The organism is Pedobacter sp. HDW13 (assembly GCF_011303555.1).
In the GTDB taxonomy this organism is placed as follows: domain Bacteria; phylum Bacteroidota; class Bacteroidia; order Sphingobacteriales; family Sphingobacteriaceae; genus Pedobacter.
Genome location: NZ_CP049868.1, coordinates 4,093,767 through 4,118,277, shown reverse-complemented (window position 1 = coordinate 4,118,277; position 24,511 = coordinate 4,093,767). Strand labels below are relative to the sequence as shown.

Sequence of the window (24,511 nt, the reverse complement as noted above, 5' to 3'; positions counted from 1 at the left end):
TTTTAAGGAATAATTATTGCAGTATATTTTACATGACCTACGAGCAAAAAATAACGAGCGAACTGGAGTTCTGGAAGTTTAAAATCTTGCAGAAGCCATCACTTTTGAGTAAGGTAACCGATAAGGTTCAAAAGAAAATTAACAGCGTTATTCCGGATAAAGTGCATCAGGCCATTACTGCAGCCATTAAACAAATGGTTAAAACGGTTCTTTTTGGTTCTACTTTTACAACTTCGAAGCCTGTTACCGATTTAACACTGATGCACCGCGAGGCCCTGATTAAACAAAAGATCGAAAATTACAAAAATACAGGGGCAGCAGAAGGCGGCATTACCGGCGCAGGTGGTTTTTTAATGAGTTTAGCCGATTTCCCCTTGTTACTCGGAATCAAAATGAAAATGCTTTTCGATATCGCCGCAATTTATGGCTACGACGTAAAAGATTATCGCGAGCGCTTGTACATCTTGCACATTTTTCAACTTGCTTTTTCGAGTAAAGGAGAAAGTCAGCAGGTTTTTATTAAAATGCAGGATTGGGATAATAAGGCGCACAAACTGCCTACTAATATTGATGAATTTGACTGGCTAACCTTTCAACAACAATACCGTGATTATATTGATCTGGCTAAACTGGCCCAAATGCTTCCCTTTGTAGGTGCTGCAGTTGGCGCTGTAGCCAATTATAAACTGATTGAAAAACTGGGCAAAACGGCTATGATGAGTTACCGGATGAGGCATTTCAGTTTTCAGTATGCAGTTACCAGTACGCAAGAAGAAAACCCGAAACTTAAAACCGGAAACTAACTACTCTTCTTCAAATATCCCACCTAATAAATCGTCGGTTTCCCGTCTGTCTTTTTTGGTTGGGCGGCCGGTTCCCCTGTCGCGTTTTAGCGTTGGCGCATGGAAAGCTGATTTAAAAGCATGGGTTTCTTCAACGGGCGTTAAATCTTTATACTTGGTTAATGCCGTTGGCGAATCTGTTCTGTTGTAAGAAAATTCTACTACTTCGATAACTTTCTTTTCAATTCCCTTCGATACCTGATAAACATCGCCGATTTTTACAATGGCCGATGCTTTAATATTCTGGCCGTTAAGCTTTACCCTGCCCGCCTTACAGGCATCAGTAGCCAAACTCCGGGTTTTAAACAACCTGATGGCCCACAAATATTTATCGATTCTTAGTTTTTCTGTTTCTGACATAAAGGTACAAAAGTACGTAATTAGGTTAATTGCTATGTTGGTTAATTGTAGAAACTGGTTAATCGGTTAATTGTATCGAGCGTCACTCAACAGTAACCACCTGCACCCAATTAACCCAAGAACAAAACAATTTAAACAATTAGCCCTTTAATAAGTAAAAATTGATTTATTTTGCGTAAAATTTAAAAACATCATGTATTCAGATTTAAAGAAATTAATTGAAGCCGCTTGGGAGGACAGAACCCTTTTAAAATACAGCAACTATTGCGAAGCCATCGAAGCCGTAATTATGGGCTTAGATAAGGGCGAAATCCGCGTTGCTGAACCGGTTTTAAACTCCTGGGGCATTAATGAGTGGGTAAAGAAAGCGGTAATTTTATATTTCCCGATTCGCGAGATGAAAGAAATTAAAAACGGCCCATTTGTTTACCACGATAAAATGGATTTAAAAACCGATTATAAAACAACTGGTGTACGTGTTGTACCTATGGCCAGCGCACGTTACGGTTCGTTTTTAGCAAAAGGTGTAATCATGATGCCATCTTACGTTAACATTGGCGCTTATGTAGATGAAGGTACTATGGTTGATACCTGGGCTACTGTAGGTTCATGTGCACAAATTGGTAAACGCGTTCACTTAAGTGGTGGTGTGGGCATTGGTGGTGTATTAGAGCCAGTTCAGGCTGCTCCGGTAATTATCGAAGATGATGCTTTCTTAGGTTCAAGAGCAATTGTTGTAGAAGGTGTTAAAGTAGAAAGAGAAGCTGTATTAGGTGCTAATGTGGTTTTAACTGCATCGACTAAAATTATTGATGTTACTGGCCCAACTCCTGTTGAATACAAAGGTATTGTACCAGCCCGTTCGGTAGTAATTCCAGGTAGCTATACCAAAAAATTCCCTGCTGGCGAATTCCAGGTGCCTTGTGCTTTAATTATCGGTAAACGTAAAGAAAGTACAGATAAGAAAACTTCGCTTAACGATGCGTTGAGAGAAAATAATGTAGCCGTATAAAAAAATTGTTGAAAAGTTGGAATGTTCAAAACGTTGCAACATTCCAACTTACAACTTTACAATAATGAAAATCGGATTTGACGGTAAACGCGCAGCCAATAATTTAACCGGACTTGGCAATTATAGCCGTTCGCTAATCGAGCAGCTGGCACATCAGTTTCCGGCAAACCAGTATTTGGTTTATACACCTAAAGTTAAAGCTGCTAAACAGGTTGATGCTTTTTTTGAGCAACCTAACATCGAATTAAAACTCCCTAAAACAGGGCCGTTTTTATGGCGGAGCTTAAATATTCTTAAAGACCTTAACCAGGATGGCATTCAGATTTTTCATGGTTTAAGCCACGAAATTCCTTTAGCCATACAGCATACCCACATTAAATCGGTTGTTACCATACACGATTTAATATTTTTGCGCTTTCCGCAGTATTATAAATTTATAGACCGGAAGCTTTACGAATGGAAAAGCAGATCGGCCTGCGAACGTACCGACCGGATTATCGCCATCAGCGAAAAAACAAAAGCAGATATTGTTGATTTGTACGGTATTGATCCCGCTAAAATTTCAGTGATTTATCAAAGCTGTGATGAAAGTTTCAAAAACCCTTTTGCAAAAGAAAACCTAAGCCGCATTAGAGCCACGTACAAACTACCTGAAAAGTTTATCCTCAGTGTAGGCACCATCGAAGCACGCAAAAACCTAAAGCTAATGGTACAGGCTTTAAAAGAGGTAGACGAAGCTTATAAACTGGTCGTAATTGGCAAGCGCACCCCCTATTTCAAAACGGTTGAGCAAGAGATTGAGCAGCTTGGTTTAAAAAACAGGATTGTATTTTTACAAAACATTCCCTTTGCCGATTTACCTGGCATATACCAAATGGCTGACGTTTTTGCTTACCCCTCGTTTTACGAAGGTTTTGGTATCCCCATTATTGAAGCTTTGTATTCGGCAGTACCCGTTGTAGCAGCAACAGGTTCATGTTTAGAGGAAGCTGGCGGTCCTAACAGCCTGTATGTTTCGCCTAACGATGCAGGTGCTTTGGCAAAAGCCATCAACAGCATCATCGAATCGCCGAAGCTGCAAAAAGAAATGAAAGAAAAAGGGCTGGAATTTGTTCAAAAATTCAACAGCCCTGTAGTTACTCAGCAATTAATGGATTGCTATCTAAATATGCTTAGCCAATAATTAAAGCTTATCTTGAAGCTACCACATTTGGTGGATATTGTGCCAATATTTCTTTAACACCAGTATAAAGGCGTTGTTCGCGTTTGCTAAAGTTATCTAAGTTAAAACCGCTACCCTGTCCGTGCCAGAATAAAATCTTTTTAGAAGGATCCAAGAAATCGATAATAATGGTTCCTTCAATGTATTGGTTTACGTAGCTTGGGCCGCCCCAGCCACCCCAACCTCCGCGCCAGCCCCAGCCGCCGCCCCAACCCCATCCACCATAGTAGGCAGGACCGTAAACATCAGTTTTTTCTCTGGCAACCACTACCAGGTTTACCAACAAATCGGGTTTATCCGCTTTAGTAAATCCTTTGGTATTCATTTCAGCTTCAACAGCAGCCATTAAACGGCGTTTGTCTAGGTTATTCAATTTAACCCTTGCAATACCTTTATCGTAAAAGTTATAAGTTTTGTAACTGTTTAAATCTACGTTTTTATCGTAATCGGATGCGGTGCGGAGTGTGCTACATCCGGCTAATGCCAATACAACTGTAAGTAGCATTAATAATTTGTGAATTGTTTTCATCGTGCGTTTTTTATGTAAATAACCTGTAATAAATATAACAATTTTAAAATGAAAAGGTTACGGTTGATATAAATTTTACAAATCCATTTGATTTCTATAGGATATCGCGAAAATACGTAGGAGAATATCTACAAAATCAATATAACTCTTGCAATGGAGCAACAAAGTTAATTTGCCTTGTCGAGCCTGTAAAGGTATGCTCTACTTTATCGTTGTCCTTTTCTGCTTCCTGCTTTATGGTTTTCCATTTATTAATAAAATCACTATGCGTAATCATGATATCATCTTTATAAGCTTCGGGCAACTTCAATTCTACCGGAAATTGATCCACGAGCTCAAAACTTTCTAAAACATAATTAAATATTCCTTCAGCATCGCTTACCTCATATATAATGCCCGGCAAACCACCAAATTTCCACGGACCTGTACGAAAATCATCGTCTTTTTTAAACCAGGCCACATAATTACGCCCTCTAAAATAAGTCTCAGCCTTTGTGCAAGTTACATCGCCTATATTTTTAGTCTCCTTAGCAATTCTCCATTTGAAATTATTCAAGGTGTCAACAACCAGTACAGTAGGGTTTATCCAAATTCCCTCGGCGTAAACAAGGCTTTTACTTGCTGGTGTTTTTAAAATAAATGGCGGGCGTTTGTTATCTCCCTTTAAATATACTTTTATAGTCTTATTTGGTCCTTCGTTAATCGTATCACCTTTAAAAACCTGGTCGGCTTTCGGGAGTTCTAAAGATTGGCCGTTCTGATAAAACTGATCCAGTAAACCTCCCCCGGCTCTGCCTTTAACATTATGGATAAATTTGTAGTGAAAAATAACTTTCTGTTGTGCAAAGAGCAGGTTAGCACATGCACAAAAAAGAATTAACGCGTATAACTTTTTCATCTTATTCTGCATTTTTTGTAAAACTAAATATTACGGAATTAAAAAAAATAAACATTAACATAATTTAACTTCCTATTTATAAATACCTTTGCGGCATGCTTAGAGACGAAATTAATAAGGCTTTAGAAGTTTTGAAATCAGGCGGGGTTATCCTGTATCCAACCGATACCATTTGGGGATTAGGCTGCGATGCCAGCAACCCTGAAGCGGTTGATAAAATATTGAAAATCAAAAACCGACCGGCCGAAAAAAGCTTGATTGTATTATTGGATGTGGATAGCAAACTGCAAAGCTATGTTACCGAAATACCCGATGTGGCTTACGATCTGATCGAATATGCAGAAAACCCTTTGACCGTGATTTTTTCGGGAGCTAAAAACCTGGCTCCAAACGTAATCAATGCAGATGGAAGTGTAGGCATCAGGATTGTAAAACACGATTTCTGCACCCCACTGATCCAGCGTTTCAGAAAGCCTATTGTTTCTACTTCAGCCAATTTAAGTGGTCAGCCCTCACCCAAATTCTTTGATGACATGGCACCCGAGATACTGGAGGCAGTTGATTATGTGGTAGATTTTGAACAGGAAAACCGGAACAATAAAAAACCATCAACCATTATTAAACTTGGTCCATCCGGACAGTTTGAATTTATTAGAAAGTAATTTTACTACTTTTGTAATTCATTACCATCATACTCATGTCCGAAAGTACCGGCTATATGCCTTTTTAATTTTTCGGGTCTTGGGTTGATAACTATTATCAACTGCATGCAGCAACACCTACAAAACCCGATTTTTAAAACCTTATCATCAATAGCCGATAAGCACAATACCGAAGCTTATGTTATCGGCGGTTTTGTTCGTGATATATTTTTAAACCGTCCATCGAAAGACATTGATGTGGTGGTAGTAGGCAGTGGTATTGAATATGCCGAGGCTGTTGGCAGAAAATTAAATACAAAAGTTGCCGTCTTTAAAAACTTTGGTACAGCCAATATTAAATATCAGGATCTAGAAGTAGAATTTGTGGGTGCCAGAAAGGAATCATACCGGTCTGATTCTCGCAAGCCCATTGTTGAAGATGGTACTTTATCTGATGATCAGTTACGCCGCGATTTTACCATCAATGCCCTGGCCATTAACCTGAATGCCGGTAATTTTGGCGAATTGCTCGATCCATTTAACGGCATGGAAGATCTGGAAAATAAACTGATCCGTACTCCACTCGATCCGGAAATTACTTTTTCAGATGATCCCCTGCGCATGATGCGGGCCATCCGTTTTGCTACACAACTCAATTTTAGTATAGACGAGGCGGCCTTAAATGCGATTAAAACCCAGAAACAACGCATTGGTATTGTATCTAAAGAAAGGATAACCGACGAAATGAATAAAATCATTTTGTCGCCCAAACCTTCTATTGGTTTTAAGCACCTTTTTGATACCGGTCTACTCCACATCATTTTCCCTCAAATGGCACAGCTTTATGGGGTAGAAATTATAAAGGGCAAAGGACATAAAGATAATTTTTACCATACTTTAGAGGTATTGGATAACATTTGTGCCGATACCGACGACCTGTGGCTACGCTGGGCGGCTATTTTACACGATATTGCCAAACCAGCCACCAAACGTTTTGAAGAAGGCCATGGCTGGACATTCCATGGCCACGAAGACAGAGGGGCACGCATGGTCCCTAAAATTTTTGCACAGTTAAAACTGCCTTTAAACGAGAAGATGAAGTATGTGCAGAAACTCGTTCAGCTGCATTTACGGCCCATTGTACTGGCTCAGGAAACCGTTACCGATTCGGCGGTGAGAAGACTGCTTTTTGATGCCGGAGAAGAAATAGAAAGCCTGATGCTCTTGTGCAATGCCGATGTCACCACCAAAAACGAGTACAAAAAAACCAAATACCGAAACAACTTTGAACTGGTTAAACAGAAACTCAAAGATGTAGAAGAACGCGATAAAATCAGAAACTGGCAGCCTCCCATTTCGGGCAACGATATTATGGAGACTTTTGGGTTAAGTGCCGGAAAAGAAGTGGGATTAATCAAAAATGCGATCCGCGAAGCCATATTAGAAGGCGATATCACAAATGATTACAACGAAGCGTTTAATTTTATGCTCGATCAGGCAAAACAAATGGGATTAAATCCTGTTAAATAATCATTTAATTGCTTAATACGTCTCTTTCTTCTTTGTTTTGTGACGTCTGATGTTTTGCGATAATGCAAATTAACTTTATTTTTACGGTTCCAAAATACAATAATGGCTATTTATAAATTTAGAATTACTTTCGAAGATTATGATGATGTTGTGAGAGAGATCGACATTAAATCAAATCAGACATTTGAAGATCTGCACAAGGCTATCCACAGATCAACAGGTTATAATGCAGAAAAATCTTCGTCTTTTTATGTAAGTACTGATAACTGGTTAAAAGGTGATGAAATCGCTTATTTACCGAGCGAGCGTAAAAAAGATCGTGTAGTTTTAATGGGAAATTCGAAATTAAGCGGTTTTATTGAAGATCCACACCAGAAATTTTATTACATCTATAATTTCGACCGTCCTTACGATTTCCACGTGGAACTGGTTAAAATTATATTAGATGCTGATCCGAATATCGAATATCCATTTTTAGCTAAAAGCAGTGGCGAAGCACCTAAAATTTTCGAAAGCAGTAATGCGCCTGTTACCGATCCTGGTTTGGCTGCCGCTGGTGCCGCTGCAGGTGAATTCGATTTCTTAAATGAGATGAATTTTGTACCCGAAGATACTGATGAATTAGAAGCTATGGGCGACATGGGAATTAATGAAGAAGAACGTGATGAGGATGAAGAGAGTGAAGAAGATGAGTTCGGCGACGAGTTTTCTGATAATGACAGCTATGAAGATGACAGTCACAAAGATGACTATTAATCTGCTCAATAAAATCTAAATTATATCAAGTCAGGTGTATAACATCTGACTTTTTCATTTAAAAACGTTATGCTCACTACAAGTAGCACTGATAAAAAAACAAAAACCTTAATCTCCATAGTGGGGCCTACCGCAATTGGTAAAACTGCTCTGGCTATTCAGCTGGCACAGCATTTTGGCACTGAAATTATTTCTGCTGATTCGCGCCAGTTTTTTAAGGAAATGGAGATTGGTACAGCCAAGCCCGATGCAGGGGAACTGGCAGCAGCTAAGCACCATTTTATAAACTCGCACTCAGTAGCACAATTGTTCAGCACGGGCGATTTTGAAGTGGAAGGTTTAAAAGTGCTCGATCAGATTTTTGAAAAACACGATATAGCCATCATGGTAGGTGGCTCGGGGCTTTATATCAATGCCTTGATTAATGGTTTGGATGAAATGCCTGATATTGATCTAACCATCAGAGAAAAGCTAAATCAACAATTTGAAACGGAAGGCATTACTGCCATCCAGGAACAGTTGGCAGCAGCAGATCCCGAGTATTTTGCAAAGGTAGACCAGCAAAACCCGCAGCGGATGATCAGAGGGCTGGAAGTCTTTTTATCAACCGGACAAAAACTTTCCTCCATGCTCTCGGCTACCAAAAAGGAACGGTCATTTAATATCATCAAAATAGGCTTAAATACTGACCGGGCTGTCTTATACGACAGGATTAACAGAAGGGTTGACCAAATGATGGATACTGGCCTTTTAAACGAAGTGAAGGGGTTGGTTGATTTCAGGAAGTACAATGCCCTCAACACAGTTGGCTACAGCGAAATTTTCGACTATTTAGATGGAACTATTTCTTTAGAAGAAGCCATAGCAGCCATTAAACAGAATACCCGCCGTTTTGCCAAACGCCAGCTTACCTGGTTTAGAAGAGACGAGGAAATTAATTGGTTTGAGCCTGACGAAAAGGAGAAAATAATTAAATTGATAAACGAAAAACTGAAGTAGCAAAAAAGGTTCTGAAAAATTCAGAACCTTTTTTTATTGAAGTAATTGACTTGAATTAATTCGGGAACTTCACTCCTCTATACTGTGTAATATCAACCGTTGGCACAGTAGAACCATATTTGGCATTAATAGCCTCAATAAATACATTGGCAATTACAGCATTTCCGCGTGGCGTTAAATGGATACCATCTAAAGAAAAGGCACCACCAGTAATAAATGCTGAATTAATGCCAACCCCCTGAATATTCATACCTGTTTTAACCTGATTAAAATAATCATAGGTATCGGCAATCGCTAAACCTTTGCTAGTAGCTAAAGATTTAATACTGCCATTGTAACTATTTACATAATCTTTAACTTTAACTACTTCGTCTTTATCCAATACCCAGTTATTGGCAATTGGATTTAAAGGATGTAAGCCATAAGGAATTGTACCCTGGCCGAATAAACCAGCAGATTGAAACGGCAAACGGATTAAATCTTCGGCAGTTGCTGCCCTAACCGTACCAGTACCCGTTTGGATATATACTGCTGTTGCCGCAGGGTTAATAGCTTTTGCCGCGGCAAGTAAAGCGGGTACCGTTACGGTATTAAAATAAGGAATAGCTGTTACATCCGGAATGGTAGCTACGATACCTTTTTGACCGCCGGCAGTTAATACATTTAACAAATTGGCATACAATGAAGAAAAGGTAACCTTATCAGTTAAAGCTGTAGTCGGATCGGTAGAAACAGTAACTGCACCATTTAAAGCATAACCCAATACATCATTATTACCTAACCAAAGCGAGAAAAAGGTATGGTTTCTGCCCTGAATAAACTGGAAATAATTGGTTTTTCCTACCTGCGCATCTGCCAACAAACGCTCAAAATAAGGATTAGCGGCACTAAAGGTTAAGGTCGGATCGAAAGATAAATCGACGCGCATACCTGGAATACCCAGATTTTGGATTTCACCACTGTATTTATCTAAATGTTTTGCAGCGTCTCTGTAAGCCAACTTCTCTATAACTGGCGTTAATGTTGGCGTACCATTTACCAACGCTGTTAAAGCAATATATCCTGAACCGTTTGAATGCTCATCAGTGAAAAACGGTGAAGTAAAAGCACCACCGCCAATAGTAGCCATTTTAGCTGCAATTAAGTTCGGATACGCTACTTTTTGCCCTTCTAGGTATAATCCACCATCAGCATAGCCTGAAGTTAATGAGTTGCCAACCGCAATGTATTTGCTAAAATTAGCCTGACCTGCTGTTGAGCCTGCAGGTGTTTCTATTTCGGGTTTGCAAGCTGCTGTAAAAAGAATGGCAGCGGCAATGAAACTATTTAATATATATCTTTTCATTTATAATCTCTCCTACCATTTATAAGTTAATGAAATACCTGGTGCATAAACCAAAGTTTTAAATGTACCGTCTAAACCAGTTTCAATGTTCTTCTGCTTACGCGATTTCACATCTTCGAAGAAAAATGAAGCATTTACCTCGAAATGACTGGTAGGCGTGTAACCTACACCTGCACTTAAAATATAACGGTCGGCATCTGGTGCTTCGGGTGTGACATAACCATCCTGAACAGGAGAGAAAGCATACCCCACACCTGCCCTTAACGCCAGTTTTTCTGAAGCCTGGTGATTGACTCCCAGTTTAAACGAAGAACCGTCACGATAATTGCGCGCAGATTTGGTATCAGCCAATGCCGGCGTATTGGTAGCATAATCAAATGATAAATCCTGATAAATATGCCACTGTACCCAACTGGCATCAAAAGCCAAAGTGGTGCTTTTAGATAGCGGAATACCTACTCCTAAACTTGTGGTTGCCGGTAGAGGCAATTCGGCAGTAAAAGTATTACCTGCCGGGAAAGAACTTCTTAATGAATTTGGAACATCGAATTCGGCTGATCCACCATCAAGTTTCGTAATTACTTTTGATTTGTGTACTAAGGCAAACGAGATGTTGCTTAGTGTTTTAATGTATAAACCAGCATTCCAGCCATAACCTTTTCCGGTACCCTCTAAAGTAGCATGTCCGGAACGGCCATCAGGAAAATTAACAGGAAGTGCGCGTTGCAGATTTACATCGCCATGGTTATACACGAAGCCGGCACCAATACCAATACGATCGGTTATTTTAATACTCAGCGTAGGCTGAAAATAAATGGCTTTTAAGTTTAAAGAGGTTAAGGCATATTTGCCCGACCAGTTGTCGCCCCAATCTACCAAACCGCCGAAAGGAGTATAAACCCCCAAGCCCAGTTTCCACTTGTTAGATTTTGGCCCCCAAACAGCATAAAATTCAAATGGTGGTGCAATTTTGTTCTTTACATTTTCTGTAATATTTGAACCGGCTTGCTTAAATGCCGATTTAAACAATAGTGGGTTTACGCCTGCTGAAACTGAGTTTTTCTCTAAGAAAGTTACTGCACCAGGATTATAAAAAACAGAAGCTTCATCTAAAGCCAGTGCAGAACCTGCACCCGCCATACCAATTTGTTTCTGTCCTTGTAAATTAACCTGAAAGCCCTGCCCCAAAACCCATAGTGGGGCAGAAAGTAATACGCTCAATAAGATTTTTTTCATTATAGATGGTTGTAGCACAAATATATATTATGCTAACATAGCAAACAAACATTTGTTTGTAAGAATCTTAATATACTTAGGCCTGAGCGGTGGGGCCTCCGAAGCCCATTGGAAATGGCGGTTCTTCCTGGGTTTTAATGCGTCCGTTTACGGCTTCGAATTTCTGAATATTATCTTCAAGTGCTGACAATAAGCGCTTTGCATGTTCAGGGGTTAAAATAATCCTCGATTTAACTTTTGCTTTTGGTATACCAGGCATTACACGAATAAAATCCAATACAAATTCGGTATTCGAATGAGTGATAATAGCCAGGTTTGAAAAAATCCCTTCAGCAATTTCTTCTGATAACTCTATATTTAACTGGTTTTCGTTTTGTTGTTCTTCCATAATAGCTCAAAAATAAAAAATTCCGCTGCTTAATAGCGGAATTTAAAATATAATGTTCGAAATTAATTAAGGGCTAGCCCTGATTGAAAACTATTTCTCCAAAAAATCTAGCTCTGCAATGGCCAGTGCTTTTTTACCACCTGCAATTAGTGTAGCTTTTACTTGTACATATTTAGCCGAAATTGATTTTTTAAAATAATGTGTCCTCGGTGTGGGATCGTTAATTAAATTCCCAAATTCGAAAGCTTCTGCATCTTCCCAGTTTTTGCCATCATTGCTTATTTGAATCACACCTTTCTCCATCATGCCATCTAAAAATTGTGCGGTTGGTGTGTAGATAAATCCTGTTAAATTGTAGTGATTGCCTAAATCCAGTGCGATTTTATGCTCAGTATCGTTTGCGGTAGATAACCAGTAACTTTGTTTATTGGCATCGAAGGCCATTCCTGCCGTGCGTTTATTTATTTCGCTGTCGGCACCTAACAATTTCCAGCCCTTTTTAATTATGCCGAAAGTTTCGGTGGCCAAAGCCCCCTTTTCGTTGTTAATAATTGCTATCGCTTTTACCTCACCTTTAACAATCTGCACCGGCCCTGTATATTTAAGAGCGCTTGCACTGGGTACACTACCATTGGTGGTATAATAAATTCCTACTCCCTGGTTAAGATTGGCAGTAGCATTTTCGCCGTGTGGTTTCCAGCCAAATACATGTGTTTTTGGCGCAATAGTAGTTAAACCATTAATATCTCTGGTAAACTGCAATTGTGGTGGGTGGGTGCGATAATAATGTGCCGAAATGGTAGCTATCGACGGATTTTCTCTTGATGAAAGTACTGTTAACCTAAACTTTGAAGCAGTAATTTCGGGAAAACGTAAAATACGTTTGTAGCCGATATTTGTAGCTTCAGCTATTTTTTGCCACTTATTACCTATCCAGGCTTCTAACTGGTGCTGCACTACGCGTTCACTGTAGGTGGCAATATTCTCTTGTAATACAATCCGGTTTAATTTAACTGGTTTAATGGAGGTAATTTCAATACTTTTTTGTTTGCTATTCAATAAAACATAGGTATTCAAATCGTTATCCAATACCTGCTTTGCTCCTTTCGCGCCAGCAAATAAGTTTTTACCATAAGTTTCGTTAATTCGTTTACCAACTTCATTCAGCACTTGTGCATCTTCATCAGAAAATTTACCCTCCCGGTTTGGTGGTATATTGAGTAAAAAGGTCGAATTTCCGCCTACCGAGCGTTCATAAATATCAAAAACATCATCTGCACTGCGCACTTTTTGTTTTTCATCATCACGATAAAACCATCCTTCCCTGATGGAGGTATTGGTTTCTGCTTGCTGATAGTGCAGGTATTTGGCTTTGTAAAGCTGTTCATCACTGCCCAGATCTTTATCAGTAAGATCCGGAAAATGTGTTGCTGTATCCGGGTTTTCACTATAAGGCAGAACATTCCATTCTGTACTGCGTGTTGCTCCGGCTTCGTTTCCGCACCAGCGGATGTCTTCGCGACCAAAAATTACAGCCTTCGGAGCCAAAGTGTGAATCAGTTTTTTCCATGCCAGATAATTGTATTGCTGCCCGCCTTTTGTTTTAGGATGGGCGCCATCAAACCAAACTTCATCGATTGCCCCGTACTCAGTTAAAACTTCAAATAACTGGTTCAAAAAATATTCATTGTAATCATCAACTTCGAATTGAAATTTTGTCTGGTTAGCAAATGGCCTTCCGGCAACTTCGCGTGGAATGGTACGTTTGGTAATTTTGCTCAAGTTGCCGTACAAACCTTCAGTATCTTCCATTTGAAATAAATCAGCAGGCGATAAATAAATACCAAGTTTTAATCCGTATTTCTTGCAAGAGGCTGAAAGATTTTTTAAAATATCGCCCTTGCCATCTTCAAAATTTGTCGACATGATCCCATGTTTAGTGTAGCGGCTCTGCCACAGCACAAAACCGTCATGGTGTTTCACTGTTAACAATACCATTTTCATACCAGCGGCTTTCATAGCCTGGCACCACTGGTCGGTATGCAGTTCTTTCAGGTCAAAAATTTTGGGATCTTCTTTACCATTCCCCCATTCCATTCTCGTAAAGGTGTTAGGCCCGAAGTGGATAAAAGCTATAAATTCGTTTTTTAAAGCGCCTAACTGGTTTGGTGTAGGCACCACATGTATTGCCTTTTCCAAAATAGAGGCTTTGTTATCGCCAGAAGTAATGGCAATAGTGTTTTGTGGTTTTAAATTATCGCTTTGCGCTATGGCACTTCCAATAAAGGAAGCCACAAAAGCCGATGTAATCAATATTTTTTTCATTAAATATTTGTGTGTTTAAAATTATTATTTGGTTCAGGTTAATTTATAAACTTTGTTAGCCGCTTATTAATCTATATTATCATTTTTCACTTGCTTTCAAGTTAATAGCTGTATCGCTAACCCATTTGCCACTGCTTTGTTTAACAGGAATAAAAGCAAACATCCAGTTCTGTCCGGTAATGGGTTTTGGTACTTTAACCAATATGCTATTCCAGCCTTTTTTAAGCTTTACAAGAGCTGGCTTACGCGACCAGAAAAATTCTTCATCGGTATAAGGTATTTCATTAGCTGAGGTAAACCAGGTTGGTTTAAGATTTTGATTTGCACCTGGGTTTAGCCAAACCGGACCGGTTAACTGTAAATCGTTAATATAAACTTCGCCGCCATTGGCATCCCATTTTCCGTTCTGAGGTATGCCTGCACTTTGCCTGTTAGACCTTGCTGGGGTTTCGAAACCAATTAAAGCGTTTATGGTGCTATCGGCTTTGCAAAAGATAAACGATGTAAAATCGACCTGCGTTAAACTATCAATAGCTTGTGTGGTCATTAATGTTTGATTTATTCTGATTACTGTTCCGGCAGCTTTTTGAACAATTGGTGTTAAATCAGCTTTATCTTTTTTGTAAACTTTACTCAGTTGCCATTCTGCTTGTGAACTATTGAAGTAAGGAAATACAAGTTGTTTAAAAAAACGGCTTTGGTGTTCAGTTAAACGCTTTTCGAATTCGGCAAAATACTGATTGGCTGCTGTATTTTTTAAGGGCAAAACATTCAGATAATCTGGTTGGGCTGCTGCCCTGCCGCACCAAACGGCTTCGCTATAAGCCAGTGCTCCCGGCCAAACCGGATTGTGCAGAAAAATTTTCTCTTTATCGGCAACCCTGGTATCTGGCCAGCAGCATAAAATACCACCCAAAGCATTTTTATCACCTTGTGGTTGGTTACAAATCTGTTGAAAAAAGTAACGTTGAATTAAAGTAATTGCATCATAAGAATTTAAATACCCTCCGTATGAGTCGATGATGGGGTTTTGGTCAATTTTTTCCACCTTAGCTGTTGCTTCTTCACTCCAAAGTTGCTGTATGCTTCCTGTTGCAGGAGGCAAACCTGGATTCCAGACCATTACTTTACGCCCATTAGCCAAAACCTTATTACTCATCCTGCCAATAAATTCTTTTGGGTTTGAAATATGAACCTCGTCTGAACCTATGTGTATAACCGGACAATCGGCTGCAGGAATCTCTCTACAAAACTCATCTATAAGCTTTTCTAAAGTCTGCATGCCCTGCTCGCTTTCCATCTTAAAACCAAAAACCCGCTGGAAGTAGGCACTATGGCCTGGCATATCTAACTCTGGAATAATGGTAATAAACCTTTCCCTGGCAAATCGAATTAATTCTTTAATATCAGCAAAACTGTAACTGCTATCCGGGTCGCGGTTAGCCAGCCTGAATCTAGCTTCGTTAAGTTGCGGAAAAATTTTACTTTCTACCCGCCAGGCCGGATTATCGGTTAAATGCCACTGAAAGGTATTGTACTTATAACGTGAAAGTATTTCCAGTTGCTTTTTTAACATCGAAATACTTTGAAAATTCCGGCCATTATCGTGCATAAATCCTCTCACTGCAAAAGCCGGCCAATCTGTAATGGTACAAAAAGGAAAAGTTATTAATCCCTTTTCTTTCTGCATTAACTGTCTCAATGTTTGAATGCCATAATATACCCCGTTAACATCTGCTGCCTGAATGCTGATACCAGTTTTAGAAATGGAAAGCTGATAGCCTTCTTTTTTTAGATCTGGTAGATTTGCAATTTTTAAATTTACCAGTACTTTGTTTTTAGTTGCCGGGGTCGCAATGATGATACCACTATCAGCAAATAAGCGTTTTAAAGCTGCTAAAGCTAGTGGAGCACCTTTGGCATTAATAACAACTTGTTTAACCTTAAGCCTACCCTGCTGCCAGGCCACTTTTTGAGGAAACGGAATAAGGGACACTGGTGCAGAATTTAATGCCTGAAGTGAATGGTTGCTAATCCAATTGCCATTTTTGGTTTGTGCACTTAAATTAAGATACAAACCAATTATTATCGCGCAAAGCAAGAGTTTTTTCATCATTTGTTATCGTTTTTAAGCGGATAAAACTTTACCCAATCAATTTCCATTTCTACAGGCAAATCGGCATCTTTTATTTTGCCTACCCAGCTCCCGCCCAATTGCATATCGAGCAGCAAATAATGCTTTACATTAAAGGGAAACTGGCCTTGTAAAGTGGTTGCTATTTTGGGGTAAGTAAATGCCTTCCTGTTATTAACAAAGAATACCAAACTATCCGGGTGTTTCTCTACGGCATAAGTATTAAAATCAGCAGGGTTGATTTTTGCAATACCACCAGATTTTGGCTTATCTTTTATTTTAAGGGTTAATGTGTAATAAGTATGGATAGTTTGGTAGGCAATGGAATCGAAATTTAACCGTTCCATAATGTCAATTTCACCACCATCAGGCCACTTACTGTTTTCAGCGAGCATCCAGAATGCCGGCCAGGCGCCCTGAGCACCATTTAGTTTAGCCTTAATTTCTAAACGGCCAAAACCAAAGGCTAACTTATCTTTAGTATAAATGCCGCCTGTTAAATACCGGGAAGTATCCTTCGAAAAATCATTATTTTTTATTCCGCGAAGTATCATTTTACCATTCCGCAAGGCATAACAACTATCGTTATTGCTCATATGCCTATTCCAGTCAGCACCTCCACGGGGTATTTTAGACCAATATTGGGTATTAAAAGTCCCTTTCTGATTAAAATCCTCAGTCCATGAGGGCCGCCCATGATAAGCTTTATTAACTGAACATGAATACAATAAAACCAGAAGCAGTGCTAACCATTGAAATCTTTTCATATTCAATTATTTTTTAGTGTTTAAAATTTTCCTGATTATTTTTTCATAGGCATCTGCGTATCGCATCATACCCAAATCGTTCGGATGTGTGCCATCTATGGTGCTATCGTCGGTAAAGCCGATATCTTTTGCGGTTAAGATATAAAGTCCCTTTACACCTGATTTTTTGATTTTTTGATAGGTATTGTTCAGTACCTGGGAAGTCCAGATGTACTTTCCTGTAAGCGCCAAATCTAAATTGGCACTTGCTAAACCAACACTATGTTCAACCAATAATATGGGCGTATTAGGATGTTTTTCCTTTAAAATTTGTACTGAGGTAGTAATTCGTTTCTCAATTTCTTCAGCAGGATAAACGGTTTTATCAGTTAAATTTGGCTGGCAATCGAGTACAAAAAGTTTAGCTGCTGTACTGCTCATTAAATCAATCAGTGGTGCTTCCAACCTTCCGTTGCCCGAAAACCCCAGGTTAATTACTGGCTGGTTTAATTTTCGGCCTAAAATATTGAGCCAGGCCATTCCAGGCCTGCTTGCACTGGCTCCTTGCATAATCGAAGTTCCATAAAACACTAAAACAGGCTGTTCTTCTACCTTTTCTACCGTAAAGTCATCGTTTGTAGCTACACCTATTTTTAACCATTTTGGAGTATTGTATAAAGGCAGGTATAAGCGAAGTTTTTTGATTTTTACATTCGGGTTAAAATTTTCGTAACTGTAGGTAACCGTATCATTATAACTGTATGCAGCTTTGATCCAGTGCCATTTATTTTCGGTATCCTGTGCATATAAATCCAGGCCGCTCACACCTAAAGTTGGCATGTTATCTAAACTTTTTCCCCCTGCCAGCTGATATTTCACTACAATTTTCTTCGCGTTGGTATTGAAATCTATATACTCACCTGCTGTATTCTTTGCTAAATTCCAAACTTCTTTCCGTACCGTTTTTTCGGCCGCTGAGGGTAAGCGATTATAATAGTTGGCACTATCTGTATTCTGCCAGGCTTTTCCCTTTAGTGTAGTATAAGGGTATAGTTTCGGATTAAACCATTTCAAACCGGTATCGGTCTGTGCATAGCCTACCAGGCTATACACCATAAAGGCAACAAGTGCCCATAAAAAAGTAAGAGGTTTCATATGTTGTGTTTGTTTTGTGTGTTCAATTATAATCCTGTACTTCCTGTTGGCAGGTACAAGCTGAGCAGTTTTTAACATTCATTAAAAGCTACTCAGTACTAAGTTAATTAAACCCTATGCAATAAGATTAAAGATTGAAATCAAGCGCTTACGCAAACGTTTGAGATTTTGTAACAAAATGGATAGCTAGCAGACGAACAAAAAAAGCCCCATCCGGGGCCTATCTATTGCTGTAAAAACCAAAACATAATAACCGTTTTGGTGTTAAAATTTTTGATAACTATAAGTTCTGATTAAAGACTTTCAGGGCTTCTTTATCATCGTAAGCTACAATTAATGCTTTTAGTTTCTTTTTGAGCTCATTTTTGATTGCGCTATAATGCTTATCGTCGATAATATTTTTCAATTCGCTGGGATCTTTCTTCAGATCATACATTTCCCAGGCCTCTGTACCTTTATAAAAACGAACCAGTACGTAATCATTTGTGCGGATGCCAAAATGAGGCGATACATAATGTGGCCCGGGATATTCATAATAATGATAATAAGCACCCTCTTTTGACCAGTTTTTGATTTGTGGGTTTTTCAATACTGGCAGAAAAGATTTGCCTTGCATAAAACCTGGTTTTTGAATGCCCGAAAAATCCAGAATGGTGGGTGCCCAATCTACATTAGATATGATCTGGTTTAATTTTTTATCCTTAAGTGCCGGAAGTTGGGGCATTCGGATAATGAACGGCGTACGAAGTGATTCTTCATAAATAAAACGTTTATCGAACCAGCCGTGCTCGCCCAGATAAAAACCCTGATCAGATGCGTAAATAACGATGGTATTCTCACTCAAGCCATTTTTCTCCAGGTAATCTAGTATTTCGCCGATATTTCTATCCAATGATTTTGCCGTCGCATAATAATCTTTCATGTACCGTTGAAATTTCCATTCCTTTAACGCGTTACCGGTTAAATTCAACTGTTCAAACTCTTTAGCGCGATGGCCATAATAGTTACGATATGCTTTGCTTTGCGTACTATCCATGCGCGCGTATTCGCCCTGCTGGTAATAACGCATCATAGATTCTTCGATTTCCTTACCTTTAACTACTGGCCGGACAGGCTGGTTATTTACCTTCGGTTTTTCTCCAAAAGGCTGGTTAATTTTTAAATCAGTTTTAAGGGTCAGCACCTCTCCAACGCTCATTAACTGTTTGGCAGCTGCTGTCCTTCCCTTGTAATCGTCGTAAAAGGTTGCGGGTAATGGAAACTTTATCGAATCGTAAGCACCCAGGTCTTGTAAATCGGGTAACCACTCCCTATGTGTTGCTTTCTCGCCTACAACCAGAAAAAAAGGTTTATCGCGATTTCTATCATTTAAATATTTTTTAGTGAGTTCTGTTATCACTTCTGTTACGTAACCATGATACAGCACTGTATCGTTCTTTTGATTGATAAAATCAGGATTGAAGTAATGGCCCTGAACAGGCATCACATTCCAGTAATCGAAGCCCTTTGGCAAGCTTCCCAAATGCCATTTACCAATCCAAGCGGTTTGGTAGCCATTTTCACTTAAAATTTCAGGTAAAAAACGCTGATTGGTATCTAAAACACCATCGTTTACTTTGTAGCCATTTTTATGACTGTATTGGCCAGTAATAAACGCAGCACGGCTTGGTCCGCAGATTGCATTGGATACAATTGCATTATTAAACAAAGCTCCTGATTTTGCCAGTCGGTCTATATTGGGTGTATTCACCAATTTGTTTCCGTATGCACCAATAGCCTGATAAGCATGATCATCGGAAAGAATAAAGATAATATTAGGCTGCTTATTTTGTGCAAAAGCCAATGTTTGGAAGCAAAGGAATAACAGGATTAATAAGTTCTTCATATGGATGGATAATTGGGATTAGCCGAAGCGTGAAACGATACAAATATAATTTCTTTTTGTCGTGGGCATATCATAGCGTATCAATTTAGGCTGTAAACAAAAAAACCCCGACGAAATGCCGGGGTTTAAATTATCATGCGCTTAAATATTAAGCTTCTACTTCTTCTTGTTTAGAAGCTAATAATTTATCGTATTCTTCCTGAGAACCTACAATGATACGCTCGTAACCACGTACACCAGTACCTGAAGGGATTAAGTGACCAACGATTACGTTTTCTTTCAAGCCTAACATATTATCGCGTTTACCTGCAATCGCTGCCTCATTTAATACTTTCGTAGTTTCTTGGAACGAAGCCGCAGAAATGAACGATTTAGTACCTAATGATGCACGGGTAATACCTTGTAAGATAGAACTGGCAGTTGCCGGTCTTGCATCTCTAACCGTAATCTGTTTTAAATCTTTACGTTTCAACTGAGAATTTTCATCTCTTAATCTACGTAATGAAACAATCTGACCTGGTTTTAGATCATTTGAATCACCTGCATCTTCAACAACTTTCTTGTCGTACATTGCATCGTTCTCTTCAGCAAAATCCCAACGATCTACCGCGTTATTTTCTAAGAAAATAGTATCTCCCGGGTCCTCGATGTGAACTTTCTGCATCATCTGGTGAACAATTACCTCGAAGTGCTTATCGTTAATTTTCACACCTTGCAAACGGTAAACTTCCTGAATACCATTTACTAAGTATTCCTGAACCGCTGCTGGTCCTTTAATTGATAAGATATCAGCCGGAGAAATTGAACCATCAGATAATGGCATACCTGCTTTCACAAAGTCATTATCCTGTACAAGGATGTGTTTAGACAATGGAACCAGATATTTTTTAACTTCTCCGTCTTTTGATTCGATTGTGATTTCACGGTTACCACGTTTAACACCACCTAAAGTTACCACACCATCAATCTCAGTTACAACAGCTGGGTTAGATGGGTTACGTGCTTCAAATAATTCAGTTACACGAGGTAAACCACCCGTAATATCTCGGGTTTTACCAGTTGCACGTGGAATTTTAGCGATAATCTGACCAGTTTGGATTGCTTCACCTTCATCAACTGAAACGTGAGCACCTACCGGAATGTTATAACCTTTAATCATTTCGCCTTTTTTATCAACGATCTGAACTGAAGGGTTTTTCGTTTTATCACGTGTATCTATAATTACTTTTTCACGGTGACCAGTTTGCTCATCTGATTCCTCACGGAAGGTAACACCTTCAATAATGGCATCAAACTGTGCTTTACCTGCAAATTCAGAAAGAATAACCGCGTTGTACGGATCCCATGAACAGATTTTATCACCTTTAGCTACTTTATCGCCTTCTTTAACGAATAAGAATGCACCATAAGGAATGTTATTGGTTACAATAACACGTCCGCTTCCTGGCTCAACAATTCTAAATTCACCTGAACGGCCTAAAACAACCTGTACAGTACCATCTTCTGTTTGTGTATCTACGGTACGGATATTTTCGAATTCAACGACACCATCAAACTTAGCTACGATGTTAGATTCTGCAGCAATGTTTGATGCAGTACCACCCACGTGGAAAGTACGAAGTGTTAACTGTGTACCCGGCTCACCGATTGATTGTGCTGCAATTACACCAACTGCCTCACCTCTTTGAACACGTTTACCAGATGCTAAGTTACGACCATAACACAGTGCACAAACACCACGTTTAGATTCGCAGGTTAATACTGAACGAATTTCGATACCTTCTAAAGGCGATTCGTCGATTAATTTAGCAACTTCTTCGTTAATATCTTCGCCAGCACCTACCATTAATGTATTATCCAAAGGATTATATACATCGTGTAATGAAGTACGGCCTAAAATTCTGTCGTATAATGGTTCAACAATATCCTCGTTATCTTTTAACGCAGTGGTGTACATACCTCTTAAGGTACCACAATCGTTATCGTTAACAATCATATCCTGAGCAACATCATGTAAACGACGGGTTAAGTAACCCGCATCAGCCGTTTTTAACGCCGTATCCGCCAAACCTTTACGGGCACCGTGCGTAGAGATAAAGTACTCTAATACCGATAAACCTTCTTTAAAGTTTGATAAGATCGGGTTTTCAATGATGTCACCACCTGAACCTGATTTCTGAGGTTTCGCCATCAAACCACGCATACCGCAAAGCTGACGAATCTGCTCTTTAGATCCACGTGCACCAGAATCAAGCATCATGTAAACTGAGTTAAAGCCCTGGTTATCTGAAGATAACTGAGTCATAACGAAAGTAGTTAACCTGTTGTTGATACGGGTCCAGATATCGATAATCTGGTTGTAACGCTCGTTGTTGGTAATGAAACCCATGTTATAGTTGTTTCTTACCTCTTCAACTTCGTTAGCCGCCTGCTCTAATAATGTATGTTTTTCTACCGGAATGTTTACATCTTGTAAGTTGAACGATAAACCTCCCTGGAACGCCATTTTGAAACCTAATTCCTTAATATCATCCAGGAACTGAGAAGCACGTGCCATACCAGTCATTTTAACTACCTCACCGATAATATCTCTTAACGATTTTTTAGTTAATAACTCGTTGATGTAACCAACTTCTTCGGGAACCATTTGGTTGAATAATACTCTACCAACAGTAGTTTCAGTTAATTTGTTAACGATAGAACCGTCAGCTTGTTTAACATTTACCCTTACTTTGATAAATGCGTGCAAGTCTAACTCTTTCTCATTATAAGCAATAATAACCTCTTCTGGTGAGTAGAAAGCAGAATCCTGTCCTTTTACAACTCTTGTTTCGTCAGTTCTGCGGCCTTTAGTAATGTAATAAAGCCCAAGGACCATGTCTTGAGAAGGTACCGTAATCGGCGTACCGTTTGCAGGGTTTAAGATGTTGTGTGCAGCCAACATTAATACCTGGGCTTCCAAAATTGCTGCATTACCTAACGGTAAGTGAACAGCCATCTGGTCACCGTCAAAATCGGCGTTGAATGCGGTACAAACTAATGGGTGTAACTGGATTGCTTTTCCTTCAATTAGTTTTGGCTGGAAAGCCTGAATACCTAGTCTGTGTAGTGTTGGTGCACGGTTTAATAATACCGGGTGACCTTTTAATACGTTCTCCAGGATATCCCAAACTAAAGGATCTTTTCTATCCACGATTTTCTTAGCGGATTTAACTGTTTTTACCACACCACGCTCAATCATCTTACGGATGATGAATGGTTTGTAAAGCTCAGCAGCCATATCTTTAGGAATACCGCACTCGTGTAATTTAAGGCTAGGCCCTACAACAATTACCGAACGAGCTGAATAATCCACACGTTTTCCCAATAAGTTCTGACGGAAACGACCTTGCTTACCTTTCAAAATATCTGAAAGTGATTTTAAGGCACGGTTACCTTCAGTTTTTACCGCGTTAACTTTACGTGAATTATCGAATAACGAATCTACAGCTTCCTGCAACATACGTTTTTCGTTACGTAAAATTACCTCTGGTGCTTTAATCTCGATCAAACGTTTTAAACGGTTGTTACGGATAATTACACGACGGTATAAATCATTTAAATCGGAAGTAGCGAAACGACCACCTTCTAATGGAACCAATGGACGTAATTCTGGTGGAATAACCGGAACGATTTTAACAATCATCCACTCAGGGCGATTCTCGATACGTGTATTAGCGCCACGGAAAGCTTCAACAACCTGAAGACGTTTTAAAGCCTCATTTTTACGTTGCTGAGAAGTTTCGTTAGCTGCCTGGTGACGTAAGTCGTAAGATAAAGTATCTAAATCAATACGTTTTAATAAATCTTCTAATGCTTCAGCGCCCATTTTGGCGATGAATTTATTAGGATCTTTATCGTCTAAGTATTGGTTTTCTTTAGGTAATTTATCTAAGATATCTAAATATTCCTCCTCTGTTAAGAAGTCCATATAGTTGATACCTTCCTCGGCCATTAAGCCCGACTGGATAACTACGTAACGCTCGTAATAGATAATTAAATCTAATTTTTTAGTAGGTAAACCTAATAAATAACCGATTTTGTTTGGTAAAGAACGGAAATACCAGATGTGCGCAACAGGAACCACCAAAGCGATGTGCCCCATACGCTCACGACGTACTTTCTTTTCAGTTACTTCAACACCACAACGATCACAAACAATACCTTTATAACGGATACGTTTGTATTTACCGCAATGACATTCGTAATCTTTTACCGGACCAAAAATACGCTCACAGAACAAACCATCACGTTCAGGTTTGTAAGTACGGTAGTTAATGGTTTCTGGTTTCAACACCTCACCGCTTGAGCGTTCCAGAATAATCTCCGGAGACGATAAGCTAATCGTGATTGATGTGAAATTGCTTTTTAATTTATTATCCTTTTTGTAAGACATACTTATGTAAGGTTAAAGCGGAAAGCTTAAAGACCAAAGCTGCTTTGAGCTTTAGTCTTTAGTCTTTCGGCTT

19 protein-coding genes are annotated in these 24,511 nt (G+C 39.2%); 7 read left to right on the top strand and 12 right to left on the bottom strand.

Annotated features, from left to right (window positions below):
* Window positions 1-32: 32 nt before the first annotated feature.
* Entirely contained in the window at window positions 33-803 is a 771-nt protein-coding gene (locus G7074_RS17345; protein WP_124560716.1) for an EcsC family protein, read from the top strand.
* Here the strand turns inward: G7074_RS17345 and G7074_RS17340 are convergent, their stop codons facing one another.
* On the bottom strand, window positions 804-1,202 hold the full coding sequence (locus tag G7074_RS17340; RefSeq protein WP_124560717.1) for an RNA-binding S4 domain-containing protein: 399 nt from the start codon (window positions 1,200-1,202) through the stop codon (window positions 804-806).
* A gap of 193 nt (window positions 1,203-1,395) precedes the next feature.
* Here G7074_RS17340 and G7074_RS17335 point away from each other — a divergent pair, with 193 nt between their 5' ends.
* Window positions 1,396-2,214: a 2,3,4,5-tetrahydropyridine-2,6-dicarboxylate N-succinyltransferase gene (locus G7074_RS17335; RefSeq protein ID WP_175635629.1), complete on the top strand. Its 819-nt coding sequence runs from the start codon at window positions 1,396-1,398 to the stop codon at window positions 2,212-2,214.
* 64 nt (window positions 2,215-2,278) lie between these two features.
* On the top strand, window positions 2,279-3,397 hold the full coding sequence (locus G7074_RS17330) for a glycosyltransferase family 1 protein (protein ID WP_124560719.1): 1,119 nt from the start codon (window positions 2,279-2,281) through the stop codon (window positions 3,395-3,397).
* Between the two features lie 7 nt (window positions 3,398-3,404).
* On the opposite strand, the gene G7074_RS17325 is transcribed toward G7074_RS17330, so the two are convergent.
* Both G7074_RS17325 and G7074_RS17320 read right to left on the bottom strand, forming a co-directional pair.
* Entirely contained in the window at window positions 3,405-3,965 is a 561-nt protein-coding gene (locus G7074_RS17325) for a DUF4136 domain-containing protein (RefSeq protein ID WP_124560720.1), read from the bottom strand.
* Between the two features lie 136 nt (window positions 3,966-4,101).
* Entirely contained in the window at window positions 4,102-4,863 is a 762-nt protein-coding gene (locus tag G7074_RS17320; protein WP_158674060.1) for a GLPGLI family protein, read from the bottom strand.
* 95 nt (window positions 4,864-4,958) lie between these two features.
* On the opposite strand from G7074_RS17320, the gene G7074_RS17315 reads away from it, so the two are divergent.
* The 4 genes from G7074_RS17315 (at window position 4,959) to miaA (ending at window position 8,789) form a co-directional block, all read left to right on the top strand.
* On the top strand, window positions 4,959-5,525 hold the full coding sequence (locus G7074_RS17315; RefSeq protein WP_124560722.1) for an L-threonylcarbamoyladenylate synthase: 567 nt from the start codon (window positions 4,959-4,961) through the stop codon (window positions 5,523-5,525).
* 105 nt (window positions 5,526-5,630) lie between these two features.
* Window positions 5,631-7,034: a CCA tRNA nucleotidyltransferase gene (locus G7074_RS17310; protein ID WP_124560723.1), complete on the top strand. Its 1,404-nt coding sequence runs from the start codon at window positions 5,631-5,633 to the stop codon at window positions 7,032-7,034.
* A gap of 102 nt (window positions 7,035-7,136) precedes the next feature.
* Window positions 7,137-7,790, top strand: coding sequence for a hypothetical protein (locus G7074_RS17305; protein WP_124560724.1), 654 nt, complete (start codon window positions 7,137-7,139; stop codon window positions 7,788-7,790).
* A gap of 69 nt (window positions 7,791-7,859) precedes the next feature.
* Window positions 7,860-8,789 (top strand): tRNA (adenosine(37)-N6)-dimethylallyltransferase MiaA, encoded by a 930-nt coding sequence (gene miaA, locus G7074_RS17300; protein ID WP_124560725.1) that lies wholly within the window; start codon window positions 7,860-7,862, stop codon window positions 8,787-8,789.
* A gap of 55 nt (window positions 8,790-8,844) precedes the next feature.
* Here the strand turns inward: miaA and G7074_RS17295 are convergent, their stop codons facing one another.
* The 9 genes from G7074_RS17295 to rpoC form a co-directional block, all read right to left on the bottom strand.
* Window positions 8,845-10,134, bottom strand: coding sequence for an SGNH/GDSL hydrolase family protein (locus G7074_RS17295; protein ID WP_124560726.1), 1,290 nt, complete (start codon window positions 10,132-10,134; stop codon window positions 8,845-8,847).
* A 12-nt stretch (window positions 10,135-10,146) separates the two neighbouring features.
* Window positions 10,147-11,370 (bottom strand): OmpP1/FadL family transporter, encoded by a 1,224-nt coding sequence (locus G7074_RS17290; RefSeq protein ID WP_166210142.1) that lies wholly within the window; start codon window positions 11,368-11,370, stop codon window positions 10,147-10,149.
* 76 nt (window positions 11,371-11,446) lie between these two features.
* Complete coding sequence (locus G7074_RS17285; RefSeq protein ID WP_029279713.1) at window positions 11,447-11,758, bottom strand: DUF3467 domain-containing protein; 312 nt, start codon at window positions 11,756-11,758, stop codon at window positions 11,447-11,449.
* Window positions 11,759-11,848: 90 nt separating this feature from the next.
* Window positions 11,849-14,083 carry an alpha-L-fucosidase gene (locus G7074_RS17280; RefSeq protein WP_124560728.1) on the bottom strand — a complete coding sequence of 745 codons (2,235 nt, stop codon included), beginning with the start codon at window positions 14,081-14,083 and terminating at the stop codon, window positions 11,849-11,851.
* A 79-nt stretch (window positions 14,084-14,162) separates the two neighbouring features.
* Complete coding sequence (locus tag G7074_RS17275) at window positions 14,163-16,199, bottom strand: beta-N-acetylhexosaminidase (protein ID WP_124560729.1); 2,037 nt, start codon at window positions 16,197-16,199, stop codon at window positions 14,163-14,165.
* Window positions 16,196-16,984, bottom strand: coding sequence for a glycoside hydrolase family 16 protein (locus tag G7074_RS17270; protein ID WP_124560730.1), 789 nt, complete (start codon window positions 16,982-16,984; stop codon window positions 16,196-16,198). The genes G7074_RS17275 and G7074_RS17270 overlap by 4 nt, the downstream gene beginning before the upstream one ends.
* Window positions 16,985-16,990: 6 nt before the next feature.
* Window positions 16,991-18,118 (bottom strand): SGNH/GDSL hydrolase family protein, encoded by a 1,128-nt coding sequence (locus tag G7074_RS17265; protein ID WP_158674061.1) that lies wholly within the window; start codon window positions 18,116-18,118, stop codon window positions 16,991-16,993.
* 280 nt (window positions 18,119-18,398) lie between these two features.
* Window positions 18,399-20,003, bottom strand: a complete 1,605-nt coding sequence (locus G7074_RS17260) for a sulfatase (RefSeq protein WP_166210139.1) — start codon at window positions 20,001-20,003, stop codon at window positions 18,399-18,401.
* 148 nt (window positions 20,004-20,151) lie between these two features.
* On the bottom strand, window positions 20,152-24,438 hold the full coding sequence (rpoC, locus tag G7074_RS17255) for a DNA-directed RNA polymerase subunit beta' (RefSeq protein ID WP_124560733.1): 4,287 nt from the start codon (window positions 24,436-24,438) through the stop codon (window positions 20,152-20,154).
* Window positions 24,439-24,511: the final 73 nt, after the last annotated feature.

Coding starts and splice junctions, on each gene's coding strand:
- G7074_RS17345 (WP_124560716.1), top strand. CDS start 33: ATGACCTACGAGCAAAAAATAACGAGCGAACTGGAGTTCTGGAAGTTT.
- G7074_RS17340 (WP_124560717.1), bottom strand. CDS start 1,202: ATGTCAGAAACAGAAAAACTAAGAATCGATAAATATTTGTGGGCCATC.
- G7074_RS17335 (WP_175635629.1), top strand. CDS start 1,396: ATGTATTCAGATTTAAAGAAATTAATTGAAGCCGCTTGGGAGGACAGA.
- G7074_RS17330 (WP_124560719.1), top strand. CDS start 2,279: ATGAAAATCGGATTTGACGGTAAACGCGCAGCCAATAATTTAACCGGA.
- G7074_RS17325 (WP_124560720.1), bottom strand. CDS start 3,965: ATGAAAACAATTCACAAATTATTAATGCTACTTACAGTTGTATTGGCA.
- G7074_RS17320 (WP_158674060.1), bottom strand. CDS start 4,863: ATGAAAAAGTTATACGCGTTAATTCTTTTTTGTGCATGTGCTAACCTG.
- G7074_RS17315 (WP_124560722.1), top strand. CDS start 4,959: ATGCTTAGAGACGAAATTAATAAGGCTTTAGAAGTTTTGAAATCAGGC.
- G7074_RS17310 (WP_124560723.1), top strand. CDS start 5,631: ATGCAGCAACACCTACAAAACCCGATTTTTAAAACCTTATCATCAATA.
- G7074_RS17305 (WP_124560724.1), top strand. CDS start 7,137: ATGGCTATTTATAAATTTAGAATTACTTTCGAAGATTATGATGATGTT.
- miaA (WP_124560725.1), top strand. CDS start 7,860: ATGCTCACTACAAGTAGCACTGATAAAAAAACAAAAACCTTAATCTCC.
- G7074_RS17295 (WP_124560726.1), bottom strand. CDS start 10,134: ATGAAAAGATATATATTAAATAGTTTCATTGCCGCTGCCATTCTTTTT.
- G7074_RS17290 (WP_166210142.1), bottom strand. CDS start 11,370: ATGAAAAAAATCTTATTGAGCGTATTACTTTCTGCCCCACTATGGGTT.
- G7074_RS17285 (WP_029279713.1), bottom strand. CDS start 11,758: ATGGAAGAACAACAAAACGAAAACCAGTTAAATATAGAGTTATCAGAA.
- G7074_RS17280 (WP_124560728.1), bottom strand. CDS start 14,083: ATGAAAAAAATATTGATTACATCGGCTTTTGTGGCTTCCTTTATTGGA.
- G7074_RS17275 (WP_124560729.1), bottom strand. CDS start 16,199: ATGATGAAAAAACTCTTGCTTTGCGCGATAATAATTGGTTTGTATCTT.
- G7074_RS17270 (WP_124560730.1), bottom strand. CDS start 16,984: ATGAAAAGATTTCAATGGTTAGCACTGCTTCTGGTTTTATTGTATTCA.
- G7074_RS17265 (WP_158674061.1), bottom strand. CDS start 18,118: ATGAAACCTCTTACTTTTTTATGGGCACTTGTTGCCTTTATGGTGTAT.
- G7074_RS17260 (WP_166210139.1), bottom strand. CDS start 20,003: ATGAAGAACTTATTAATCCTGTTATTCCTTTGCTTCCAAACATTGGCT.
- rpoC (WP_124560733.1), bottom strand. CDS start 24,438: ATGTCTTACAAAAAGGATAATAAATTAAAAAGCAATTTCACATCAATC.